General features: G+C 68.1%; 9 protein-coding genes. 7 read left to right on the plus strand and 2 right to left on the minus strand.

What is annotated here, in order from left to right; translation table 11 throughout:
* Positions 1-86 precede the first annotated feature (86 nt).
* The 3 genes from AC6IW9_RS05785 to AC6IW9_RS05795 all read left to right on the plus strand — a co-directional run bounded on the left by AC6IW9_RS05785 (position 87) and on the right by AC6IW9_RS05795 (position 7,810).
* Positions 87-5,891: an alpha-2-macroglobulin gene (locus tag AC6IW9_RS05785; RefSeq protein ID WP_497770085.1), complete on the plus strand. Its 5,805-nt coding sequence runs from the start codon at positions 87-89 to the stop codon at positions 5,889-5,891.
* 381 nt (positions 5,892-6,272) lie between these two features.
* Positions 6,273-6,788: an Hsp20/alpha crystallin family protein gene (locus tag AC6IW9_RS05790; RefSeq protein ID WP_497770088.1), complete on the plus strand. Its 516-nt coding sequence runs from the start codon at positions 6,273-6,275 to the stop codon at positions 6,786-6,788.
* Positions 6,789-6,856: 68 nt separating this feature from the next.
* A complete protein-coding gene (locus AC6IW9_RS05795; protein WP_497770092.1) occupies positions 6,857-7,810 on the plus strand; it encodes an endonuclease/exonuclease/phosphatase family protein in 954 nt (317 codons plus the stop codon).
* A 23-nt stretch (positions 7,811-7,833) separates the two neighbouring features.
* On the opposite strand, the gene AC6IW9_RS05800 is transcribed toward AC6IW9_RS05795, so the two are convergent.
* Both AC6IW9_RS05800 and AC6IW9_RS05805 read right to left on the minus strand, forming a co-directional pair.
* Positions 7,834-8,790 (minus strand): DnaJ C-terminal domain-containing protein, encoded by a 957-nt coding sequence (locus tag AC6IW9_RS05800; protein ID WP_497770095.1) that lies wholly within the window; start codon positions 8,788-8,790, stop codon positions 7,834-7,836.
* Positions 8,791-8,910: 120 nt separating this feature from the next.
* Positions 8,911-9,324, minus strand: a complete 414-nt coding sequence (locus AC6IW9_RS05805; RefSeq protein ID WP_497770097.1) for an RT0821/Lpp0805 family surface protein — start codon at positions 9,322-9,324, stop codon at positions 8,911-8,913.
* A gap of 150 nt (positions 9,325-9,474) precedes the next feature.
* Between AC6IW9_RS05805 and pdxH the strand changes: the two genes are divergently transcribed.
* From pdxH to AC6IW9_RS05825, 4 genes are all read left to right on the plus strand, one after another.
* Positions 9,475-10,083 (plus strand): pyridoxamine 5'-phosphate oxidase, encoded by a 609-nt coding sequence (pdxH, locus tag AC6IW9_RS05810; RefSeq protein ID WP_497772451.1) that lies wholly within the window; start codon positions 9,475-9,477, stop codon positions 10,081-10,083.
* Between the two features lie 16 nt (positions 10,084-10,099).
* Positions 10,100-10,648, plus strand: coding sequence for a TIGR02301 family protein (locus AC6IW9_RS05815; RefSeq protein ID WP_497770103.1), 549 nt, complete (start codon positions 10,100-10,102; stop codon positions 10,646-10,648).
* An 81-nt stretch (positions 10,649-10,729) separates the two neighbouring features.
* Complete coding sequence (locus AC6IW9_RS05820) at positions 10,730-10,987, plus strand: hypothetical protein (RefSeq protein WP_497770108.1); 258 nt, start codon at positions 10,730-10,732, stop codon at positions 10,985-10,987.
* A gap of 4 nt (positions 10,988-10,991) precedes the next feature.
* Positions 10,992-11,495, plus strand: coding sequence for a hypothetical protein (locus tag AC6IW9_RS05825; protein WP_497770111.1), 504 nt, complete (start codon positions 10,992-10,994; stop codon positions 11,493-11,495).
* Positions 11,496-11,556 lie beyond the last annotated feature (61 nt).

Below are 11,556 nucleotides of genomic sequence, written 5' to 3' on the forward strand. Positions count from 1 at the left end.
GCGATCCAGAGCCGCGGCGTGGCCTCTCGGTCGCTTCATCGCTTCGCTTCGCGCGATGACACGGTCACTTTAGCCGAGGAAATTCGATGCGTTTGCCGCTCGTGCTCGTCCTGCTCGCCTGCGTCTCCCCGCTGCGCGCGGAGCCGCGGACGAGCTTCGATCAACTGCGCCGCGCCGACGGCGCTCGCGTCGTGCCGGAAAAATTCCTGCGCAGTTTCGATCCCGTCACCATCTTCTTCGATCGTGACACAGGGCCGAAGGCGGGCGGACCGGAGGATGCGCATGAGAAATTCGTGAAGCTCTCTCCGGAGCCCGCGGGCGAATGGCGCTGGATCGGCGCACGCGCGCTGCAGTTCCGTCCCGCCGAGCCGTGGAAGCCGCTCGCGCGCGTAAACGTCGAGGCGGGCGGCGGCGCGACGCGTCTCGTCGCGCTGTTGCCGACGCCATCCTCGACCGATCCGAGCGACGGCGCCGAACCGCTCGCCGATCTCGAGCGCGTCACGCTCACTTTTCCTGAGCCGGTCGACATCGCCGCATTGTCGCGGCTGCTCACGATCGAATTGCGTCCCGCGCCCGGAATCTCTCCGCTCGGCGGACAGATGCTGACGGACAAGGACTATGACATTCGTGCGCTGGAGCGCGGCGACCGCAAGGCCGAGCAGAGCGTCGTCATTCGCCTGCGCGAGCCCGTGCGCGACGGGCGCGTCGCCATTCTGCGGCTGAAGCTCGCCGACGAGCCGGGGCTCGACGACGAGATTTTCGAATTGCGCGCGCGCTCCGCCGCGCCCTTCGCCGTGACGGAAGCGAGCTGCGGCCGCGGCTGGAGCGACGAGAAGCAGGACGGCGTGCTGCGCTGCGCCTTCGGCTATTCGCTCTCCTCGTCTTCGTCGTCGGAAGGCGAGGAGGAGAATGCGCCCGCCTATCGGCCCGCCAACCGGCGCCGGCTGACGCTGACCTTCACCGAGCAGCCCGACGACATCGACATTCTGCGCGCGCGAGAGGCGCTGCGCGTCACGCCGCCGGTCGACGATCTGTCGGTCGAGATCGACCACAAGCGGCTCGACATCTTCGGCAAGTTTCTGTCGGATCGCGTCTATGAGCTCTCAGTCTCGCCGGGCGCCTTGCGCGACATCCGCAAGCGCGCGCTCGCTTCGCGCTTCTCGCAGCGTTTCGCCTTCGATCGCGACAGGCCGGCGCTCGCGTGGGACGCGGCGCAGGGAATCGTCGAGCGCTTCGGCCCGCAATTGCTGCCGCTGCGCGGGCGCGGCTATGACCGCGCCGATATCCGCATCCATGCGATCGATCCGCTCGCGCGCGACTTCTGGCCCTTTCCGAAGAGCGGCGTCGAGACGGAGGATTCCGCGCCGCCGCCGCTGCCCGGCAATGAGCCGGCGCGATGGAGCGACAGCGGCGCGCCGGAAGCGTCCGCCATCGCCGAGCGCATCAAGGCGCTCGGCTCGCCCGCCGTCTCCGCGCTGCTCGATCTGCCGATCCGCCGCAACGGCGCCGACGCCAAATTCGGCCTCGATCTTTCGGGCGAATTCGCCAAGATCGCGGGAGCAGGGCAGCCCGGGACTTATCTCGTCGGCCTGCGCGCGGTCGACGAGAGGAAGCGCTATTGGCTGCGCGCGCAAGTGACCGATCTCACGCTCGGCGCGATCGAGGAGCGCGCGCGCGTGCGCTTCGCCGTCACGTCGCTCTCGACCGCCAAGCCCGTGCCGGGCGCGGAGATACGCCTCGAGGGCGTCAAAGACGACAAATTCGTCACGCTCGCGCGCGGGCTCACCGATAATTCGGGCTTTTTCTCTTATGATCCCGGCAAGCGCGCGGAAGCCGATGTGCGCCGCGTCGTCGTGTCCAAGGGGCTGGACACGCTGGTCGTCGACGCCAATGACGCGCCGTCGGAATATTCACACGAGAATTGGACCAAGCCCGACGGCGCCTGGCTCGCCTGGACCGCGAATCCGCAAGAACAGCGCAGGCAAGAGCCGCGGACGCTCTGCCACGTGTTCGCCGAGCGGCCGATCTACCGGCCAGAGGAGCCGGCGCATGTCAAAGGCTTCGTGCGCTCCTGGCGCGACGGCGCATTGAGCGTCGCGAAGGCCGGCGGAACGCTCGTCGTCTCCGGCCCCGGCAATCAGGAATGGCGCATTCCGGTGAAGCTCGACGCCGCGGGGAGTTTTTATCACAAATTCGACGCGCAGACGCCGGCGACCGGCGATTATGCGCTGCGCTTCGAGCCCGACGGCGCCGAGACGAAAAAGAAGGAGGCGAGCGAGGACGAACAAAGCGAAGGCGCCGAAGGCCAGTCGCAGACCATTTCTTGCGGACAGTTTTCGTTCAAGAAGGAGGCCTATCGCCTGCCGACCTTCGAGGTCGTGCTGAACGCGCCGCAGATCGTTCCGCTCGACGGCGAGTTCAATGTCGATCTCCTCGCGCGCTATTTCGCCGGCGGGCTCGTCTCCGAGCGTCCGGTGAAGTGGCGCGCCGTGCAATTTCCGCATCTGTTCCAGCCGCCGGGGCGCGAAGGCTTTCTGTTCTCGACCGACGCCCGTTTCTCGGGCGAGGGAAAATTCAAATCCTCGCCCGTGCTGGAGCGCGATGCGCGCACCGACGCCGGCGGCGCCGCGCGCATGACCTTCGACACGACCATCGAGCCGACCGCGCAGCCGCGCCGCTATTCGATCGAGGCGACGGTCGCCGGCGAGGACGGGATCGAAGTGCGCAATGTGCAGAATGTGATCGCCGTGCCGCCCTTCATGCTCGGGCTGAAAGTCCCGCGCTATGTCGAGCGGCCGGGCGCGATCGCGCCGGAGTTCCTGGCGCTCGACGGCAAGGGCGAGGCGGTCGAAGGCCTGCCGGTGACGCTGCGCTTCATCAAGCGCAATTGGGTCTCGACGCTGCAGGCCTCCGACTTCGCGCAAGGCGCGGCGAAATATGTGACGCAGGTGATCGAGGACACGATCCTCGAGCGCAAGCTGACGAGCGCCGAGGAGGCGCAGAAAATCGAGCTCGAGACGCGCGAGGCCGGCGTCTATGTCGTGCAATTGGAGGCCTATGACCGCATCGGCCGGCGCCAGCAGGTGAGCGTCGATTTCTTCGTCGGCGGCAATACGCCGGTGACCTTCCAGCGGCCGCCCGCCTCCACCGCGACGATCACGACCGACAAGCAAGCTTACGCCCCCGGCGAGACGGCGACGCTCGTCGTCCAATCGCCTTTCCAGAACGCGCAGGCGCTCGCCATCGTCGAGCAGCCGAACGGCGTGTTCGATTATCAATTCGTCGACATCGCCAATGGCTTCGGGCGCTATTCGCTCACGCTGCGCAAGGAGCAGACGCCGAAGCTCGCTGTGCATTTTCTCATCATGCGCGGACGCTTGAAGGACAGCGCGCCGGCGCCGGCGTCCAATATCGATCAGGGCAAGCCGGTGACGATCGCCGCGACCAGATGGATCGAGGTGACGCCGGTCAAGAATATCGCGACCGTGAAGCTCGACTATCCGACGAAGGCGCGGCCGGGGCAGGAGGTCGAGGTGACGCTGCGCTTGTCCGACGATCTCGGCAAGCCGCTCGCCGGCGAAGCGACCTTCTGGATGGTGGATCAGGCGGTGCTGTCGCTCGCCAAAGAGCGGCCGCTCGATCCCGTGCCGGATTTCATCGTCGAGCGCGAGACGAAGCTCGCCGCGCGCGACACGCGCAATCTCGCCTTCGGCAAAATTCCGCTCGAGGAGATTCCCGGCGGCGACGCCGGCCTCGACGAATGGGGCGCGGAGACCAATGTCAGCGTGCGCAAGAATTTCACGCCCGTTCCCATCTATCTTCCGAGCGTGAAGGTGGGCGCCGACGGGATTGCGAAGATAAAGGTGAAGCTCCCCGACACGCTCACCGTGTTCAAGCTGCGCGCCAAGGCGGTGAGCGGGCCGGAACGCTTCGGTTACGCCACGGGCGAGATGCTCATTCGCCAGGAGCTGGTCGCGCAGCCGGCGCTGCCGCGTTTCGTGCGGCCGGGCGACAGGCTCGACGTCTCGCTCATCGCGCGCGTCGTCGAAGGACCGGGCGGCGCCGGCAAGGCGTCGATTACGGCCGACGGGTTGACCCTCGCGAGCAATGCGCCGCAGGCTTTTTCATGGGTGCAGAACAGGCCGGTGCGCATCGATGTCGCCGCCAGCGCGCCGGAAGCGGGCAAGGAGAGCGTCACGCTCGACTTCCGCGTCGAGCGCGACGCCGACCATGCGCGCGACGCCGTGCAGATCGAATTGCCGATAAAGCCGGATCGGCTGCCCGTGCGGCGCTATGAGATCGTCGAGATCGCGCCGGGCGAGACGAAGACGCTTCCTCCGGCGCCGGACGAGGCGCGGCCGGGCTCCTTCCGCCGCGATGTGACGCTCGCCGGCGATCCGGCGCTGGTGAAGCTCGTCGCCGGGCTGAACGCGCTCGTCGAATATCCCTATGGCTGCACCGAGCAGCGCCTGTCGCTCGCGCGCGCGGCGCTGGCGTTGAAGAGTTTTACGCCCATCCTCTCGGCGGCTGGACTCGAGGGCCGCATCAGCGGCGATGTGCGCAACACGATCCGCGCGATCGACCAGTCCGTCGACGCCGACGGACTGGTGGCCTTCTGGCCGCGCGCGCGCGGCAATGTCTCCTTGACGGCCTGGGCCTATTCCTTCCTCGCGAGCGCCGAGCGCGCCGGCGAGCCGATCGACAAGCCGCTCGCCGACCGTCTCGCCAATGTGCTGAAATTGTCGCTGCGCTCGGATTATCCGCGCCTGCTCGCGGGCGAGGAATTGCGCGAGCGCGTCGAGGCGCTGATCGCGCTCGCCGAGGGCGGCGAGCTCGACGAATCCTACGTCGCCGAGCTCGCGCGACACGCCGACGTCATGCCCAACGCCAGCGTCGCCGAACTGACCCGCGCCGCCGCGCGCGCGCCGGCCGGCGATCGCCGCATCGTCGACGCGCTGCTCGATTCGATGTGGAGCCGGGTGAAAATTCTCGCGCGCAACGGCGCGCAATATTATGCGGGCCAGGCGGCGGATGGCGGCGATCCCACGATCCTGCCGTCCGAGATGCGCGCGCTCGCGGAGATGGTGCGGGCGACGGCCGTCGCCGCTCCTTCCGATCCGCGCGCGGGCCTGTTGCGCGATGCGCTGCTGCGCCTCGGCGAGGGCGACGGCTGGGGCTCGACCAACGCCGACGCCGCGGCGATAGACGCGCTGGCGGCAGTGTGGCGACGCCCGCAAATGCCCTTGCAAATCGCATATTCGCAGGACGGCGCCGCGCCGGAGGCGATCACGCTCGACGCCAATAATCCGATCCTGCGCAGGACGAGCGCCGCGCCCTCCGCGCTGATCCTCGCCAATCGCGGCGCGGCGCCGATCGTCGCGCTGGTGGAGACGCGCTACGAGCCGAAGGAGAGCGGCGCGACGGCGGCTCCCGTGAGCGAAGGTTTCGCGTTGACGCGCGACATGCTGCGCGTGCGCAAGGCCGATGCGCCGCTGGAGAAGATCGAGGCGGCGAATGGCGCCGTGACGCTCGCTCTCGGCGATGTGATCGAGGAGACGGCGGAGCTGGTCAATCCGCAGGACCGCACGCATGTGGCGATCTCTCTGCCGCTGCCCGCCGGATTCGAGCCGCTCAATCCCGCGCTCGCGACCGCGCCCGCCGGGGCGCAGCCGTCCTTCGCGCCCACTCTCGCGCCGACCAGCGTCTCGTTCGGCGACGATCGCGTGTTCTACGCCTATGACGTGCTGCCCAAAGGCAATTATCGCTTCGCCTTCCGCGCCAAGGCGCAGACCGCGGGCGTTTTTGCCGAGCCCCCCGGACTCGTGGAGACGATGTACAAGAAGGGCGTGCAGGCGAGAAGCGCGGGCCGGCGCGTCACGATCGCCAAATGACCGGCGAGGCTTGTGGCCATGTGCGCCGCGCGTTCGATTCCGCCGATGTCTCATGCGGATTCCGGTCGACCCAGAAAAACCAGTCCCCTCACCCTGAGGAGCCCGCGTAGCGGGCGTCTCGAAGGGTGGCCGCCGCGCCTTCCGGAGCATCCTTCGAGGCTTTTTGCGTTCCGCAAAAAGCGCCATTGTGCTCGCCGCGAGACGCAGCGATCAAACAAAGCTCATCTCGGAGAGCCGCCGCGCTTCCGTCCGGGGATTCCGACGTTTCGCCGCATTGCTTTTCGCGCCCGCGCCCCTACGTCTGAGGCGTCCCCATTCGGCGCGTGCGAACGATCGCCCCTGCGAGAGGCCGGCGCGCCGATCCATGACGAGGAGGCGAAAATGGCGGAAGCCGAAAGCAAAGTCCCCGTGCGGCAGTCCAAGGAGACCGGCCCCGGTCTGTTCGACTGGCATCCGTTCGAGACGCTGCGGCGGCAGATCGACCGGCTGTTCGAGGATGCGCCGTTTCAGCGGACCGCGGCGAGCGAGCTGGAGCCGTTCGGACGGTTCTCGCTCGGCTGGGCGACGACGCCGGCGGTCGATCTCGTGGAGAAGGACAAGGAGTATCAGGTCACGGCCGAGCTGCCCGGGCTCGACGATAAGAACATCGAAGTGAAGCTCCACAATGATTCGCTCGTCATCAGCGGCGAGAAGAAGGAGGAGCGCGAGGAGAAGGACAAGGGCTATTTCCTGTCCGAGCGCCGCTTCGGCTCTTTCCGTCGCGCCTTCCGACTGCCGGAGGACGTCGACAAGGAAAAGATCGACGCGACCTTCGCCAAGGGCGTGCTGACCGTGCGTCTGCCGAAATCGGCTACGGCGCAAAAGCCCGAGAAGGTCATCTCCATCAAGGCGGCGTGACGCGCGGCTCGGGGTGAATCGCTTCCTCTCCCGCGCCGCGCGGGAGAGGAGGGGAAGGGGGGGCCCGAATGTCCGCGCCATTTCGTCTGGCGAGTTTCAACATCGAGAATCTCGACTGGTCGCCCGCTTGCGAAGACGAGTTCGAGCGGCGGCTCGAAGTGCTCCGCCCGCTGCTCGCGGCGGTCGCCGCCGATGTTCTGTGCCTGCAGGAGGTCGACGCGCAACGGTTATCGCCTCATGCGCCGCGCCGCTTCCTCGCGCTCGACCGGCTCGTCGCCGGCACGCTCTACGAGGGCTTTTTTCGTGCGACGAGCCTGCGTCCGGGAACCGCCGCGCCGGCCGACATTCACAATCTCGCAATATTGAGCCGTTGGCCGATCGTCGCGACGCGCCAGCTCCATCACGACATCGTCGCGCCCTGGCGCTGGACGCCGCCGGCGAGCCGCGGCGCGGCGGCGCCGATCGAGATCGTGTTCGATCGGCCGGCGCTCTATGCGCGCATCGCGCCGCCGCAGGGCGATGCGCTGCATGTGCTGAATTTGCATCTGCGCGCGCCGCGCGCCGTGCCTCTGCCGGGGACGGGCGGCGCGCGGTCGGGCCCCGTCTTCGCGGAAGGACAGTTTCTCGCCGCGCAGAAGCGCGAGGGGCAGGCGCTGGAGACGCGCCTCTTCGTCGACCGTCTCTTCGAAGAAGAGAATGCGGCGTCGATCGCGGTCTGCGGCGATTTCAACTGCGAGGCCTATGACGCGCCCGCCCGCATCCTGCGCGGCGCGGCGGAGGAGGACGAGGAGGCTCCCTTCGCGCTGACCGCGCTCGCGACGCGCGTTCCGCAGCCTTCGCGCTACAGCGTCATCCATGCGGGGCGCAGGACCCTGCTCGACCACATCCTCGTCTCGCGCTCGCTCGCCGCGCGTTGCGAGCGCGTCGAGATCGCCAATGAGGGGCTCGCCGACGAGGCGACGGCGCCTGATCCGATCTTCGGCTCGCTTCATGCGCCGATCGTCGCGAGCTTTCGCCCGTGAGGGCGGCGGCCGCGGGACGCCGGTCACATTCCCTTGCGCGGATCGTACGGCTTGCCGCCGCGAAACTTCTGCGCGAAGGCCTCGAGCTCCGGATCGGCGCCGTCCGGCAGCACGATCTTCAGCGTCACATAGAGATCGCCCGCAGGTTTTCCGTCCGCCGCCGGCAGGCCTTTGCCGCGCAGCCGCAGCGCACGCCCGCTGTTGGAGCCGGCCGGCACGGTGAGCTCCACCTTGCCGTCGAGCGTCGGCGCCGCGACCTTCGCGCCGAGCACGGCCTCATAGAAAGTGATCGGCAGATCGAGCTTCAGGTCGCGGCCGGAGACGGCGAACAGAGGATGCGGAGCGATCTTCACGGTGACGATGGCGTCGCCGGGCTCGCCGCCCGGCGGCGCCGCATGGCCCTGGCCGCGCAGCCTGATCTGCTTGCCGTCCTCGATGCCGGCGGGGATCGTCACCTCCAGCGTGCGCCCGCTCGGCGTCAGCACGCGCGTATGTCCGCCTCTCACCGCCTCGGGGAGGGAAATCGTCGCCTGCAGCGCGACATCCTCGCCCCGCCGCGGAGCGCGGGCGCGCCGGCCGCCGGCGCCGAAGAGATCGGCGAAAATATCGGAGGGGTCGAAACCCGCCCCCTGGCCGCCGCCTGCCGGTCCGCCGCCGCCGAAGTGAAACTCGAAATGTTCGGTCCCGCCCGCGCCCCGCTGCGTGCGCGAAAAGCCCCCCGGCCCGGCGCCGAAGCCCTCGAAGCCGGTGAAACGCGGCTTGCCCTCGGCGTCGATCTCGCCGCGGTCGAACTGCGCCTTCTTCTTCTCGTCCCCGAGAATCTCGTATGCCGCGTTGGCCTCGGCGAATTTTTCCTTGGCTTTGGGGTCGTTCTTGTTCTGGTCGGGATGATATTTCTTGGCGAGATGGCGGAACGCCTTCTTGATCTCGCTCGCGCTCGCCGTCTTGGCGACGCCCAGGACGTCATATGGATCGCGCATATCGTCGAAAGCCCATCGGCGCGTCCGCCACGAGAGCGGCGCGGACGCTCATGTCTGCTCGTATATTTGGGAGAAGAAAGGTCCGGGCGCAAGGATGCGTCACAGTTTCGTGACGACAACTCAGACGCCGGCCTTGCGCCAGGGCCGCACCTCGATCAGCGCCCAATCCGCCGTCCGCTCGCGGCAGGCGGCGCCCTGCACGCGTTCGTGCAGGTCTTTTGTCCCGATCTCGGCGCGGAAGCCGCGGCACACTCTGCCGTCCGAGGGATAGGGCGGCCCGACGGGCGTGAAGGAGCCCTTCGCCTGCGTCTGCGGATTGTCCCAATTCACGCTCGCGCCCGCGCCTTGCGGATCGAGCGCGACGGCGAGCGCCGCGCTGGCGCGCCGCCAATCCTCCTGGTCCAGCGCGGGGGAGAGCTGCGGCGCCTTGGGGCGGATGGAGGCGGTGACCTCCTCGCTGACATTGCCGTTCCAGGCGACCGGCTCGCCGCCCGGCATGGCGAAGGAGCAGCCGGCGAGCGTCAGCGCCGTCAAGCTCGCGCCGAGCAGACGGATGGCGCGAAACGGCGTTTGAGAAGCGGCCGCGGCGGCGTTACATGTGTGTCGCCGATTGTGCAAAGCGCCACCCTGACACTCGATGAATCGCCGCGCGTCCATCGCCCGGCGCCAGCAGAGGATTTTCTCGTGGAAGCGTTAATACAGGGTGACTTCTCCGATGTGGGCGAACCCTACGCGCTGTTTCGGACCTGGTTCGAGGAGGCGAAGGAGCGGGAGCCGGATGTGCCCGAGGCGATGGCTCTCGCGACAGTGGACGAGACCGGCATGCCGGACGCGCGCATGGTGCTGCTCAAGGAGTGGAGCGAATCGGGCTTCGTCTTCTATACCAACGCCGAAAGCGCCAAGGGCCGCCAGCTCGCGGCCACGATGAAGGCGGCCGCGCTTTTCCACTGGAAATCGCTGCGCCGTCAGGTGCGCTTGCGCGGCCCGGTGGAGCCTGTCTCCGACTCCGAATCGGACGCCTATTTCGCGAGCCGCCCGCGCGACAGCCGCATCGGCGCCTGGGCCAGCCGCCAGTCGCGTCCGCTCGAGAGCCGATACGCGCTGGAAAAAGCGGTGGCGTTCGAGGCGGCCCGTTTCGGCTTCGGCGAGGTGCCGCGCCCGTCCTACTGGCGCGGCTACCGCATCGTTCCACAGACAATCGAATTCTGGGCCGACCGGCCGTTCCGCCTGCACGACCGCCTGCGCTTTGCGCGCGCCGAAGCGGGCTGGACCAAGGAGCGGCTCTATCCCTGAACGAGAGTGCGACCAGATGAAACGCCACTCGGCTTGCGTCCTCGCGATCGGCGTCGCCTTCGCCTGCGCCGATGCGCGCGCGCAGGATTTCTTCTCCAACCTCTTCGGCGGCTGGGAGCGGCCGCATGCGGCGCCGCCGCTGCCCGCCGCGGCGCAGAGAGCCCAGACGTCCAAGCCGAAGAAAACGAAAAAAGCCGCGAAGGCGCCGCCGCCGGCGCTCGTCGGCGCGCCGCCTCCGACGCCTCAGCAGGACGGCCCGCCGCCGCCCTACGAGCCGCAATTGCTGCGCCTTTCCGAAATTCTCGGCGCCTTGTCCTTTCTGCGCGATCTGTGCGGCGAGGACGACGGCGAGGAGTGGCGCGCGAAAATGGCCTCTCTGCTCGATGCGGAAGCCAAGTCCGGGCAGAGGCGCGCCAAGCTCACCAGCGCCTTCAACCGCGGCTTCCACGGCTATGAGACGACCTATCGAAGCTGCACGCCCAATGCGCGCTCGGCGATTTCGCGCTATCTCGACGAGGGCGGCAGGATCGCCCATGACATCGCCTATCGATATGGCGCGTCGTGATGCGTATCCGTACGGAGGCCGTTAACCGTCCGGCAAGGACCCGTCTCGCGCGTTTCCTCGCGCTTGTCTAAAGTGATTCGCATGACGCGCTCTCCCCACTCCGCAGTCGAAGACGCCGGCGGCCACGACCAGCGGCAGGCCGCTCTCACTTATGTCGCCGAAGCCTTCGCCGAGGCGATGCTGGCGGGGATCGAGAGCGATTCCTTCGCCCATGCGGCGCTCTCGGCCGCACTGCACGAGCTGGTCTCGACCTATGGCGAGGAGGAAGTCGCCATGTTCGCCGAATGTCTGCCGAAGCGGCTGCGCAACGGTGAATTCTCGACCGGCGCGCGGCACTGAGCGCGTGACGCGCGCGCGCAAGACGCCGTCCGCGGCCGAAATCGTCTCTGCGCCGCTGACCGATCTCTCTTCATTGCCCGCCGCGACGCGCGCGATGCGCGAGAAGATTCTCGCGGCCTGCGAGACGAACGACATCGAAGCCCTGCGCGTCCCGATCGACTGGAACGAGCTGCGCCCTATGTTCCAGCGCGGCGGCGCGTCCGCCGATCCGATCGAGACGCTGAAGGCGCTCTCCTTCGACCGCAAGGGCCGGGAGAGCCTCGCGCTCGCCCGCGGCGTGCTGGCGCAGCCCTTCGTGAAGATCACGCGTGGTCCGGTCACGCTCTATGAATGGCCCGCTTATGCGCGTCATCCTGCGCCCTTCGCCGACGAAGATGCGGCGCGCGCGCTCTGGTCCTGCGTGCGCTTCGCCGACCTTACGCGCTCCAACGAGGAAGGACGCCCGCATGTGACGCGGCTCGCCATAGCGGCCGACGGCGTGTGGCATTATTTCTGGAGCGTCGACTGAGTCGCCGTCATCGTGAGCGCAGCGAAGCGATCCAGAGCCGCGGGGCGAGTCTCCACGTCCG

Source organism: Methylosinus sp. shoA, from assembly GCF_059718125.1.

Coding starts and splice junctions, on each gene's coding strand:
- AC6IW9_RS05785 (WP_497770085.1), top strand. CDS start 87: ATGCGTTTGCCGCTCGTGCTCGTCCTGCTCGCCTGCGTCTCCCCGCTG.
- AC6IW9_RS05790 (WP_497770088.1), top strand. CDS start 6,273: ATGGCGGAAGCCGAAAGCAAAGTCCCCGTGCGGCAGTCCAAGGAGACC.
- AC6IW9_RS05795 (WP_497770092.1), top strand. CDS start 6,857: ATGTCCGCGCCATTTCGTCTGGCGAGTTTCAACATCGAGAATCTCGAC.
- AC6IW9_RS05800 (WP_497770095.1), bottom strand. CDS start 8,790: ATGCGCGATCCATATGACGTCCTGGGCGTCGCCAAGACGGCGAGCGCG.
- AC6IW9_RS05815 (WP_497770103.1), top strand. CDS start 10,100: ATGAAACGCCACTCGGCTTGCGTCCTCGCGATCGGCGTCGCCTTCGCC.
- AC6IW9_RS05820 (WP_497770108.1), top strand. CDS start 10,730: ATGACGCGCTCTCCCCACTCCGCAGTCGAAGACGCCGGCGGCCACGAC.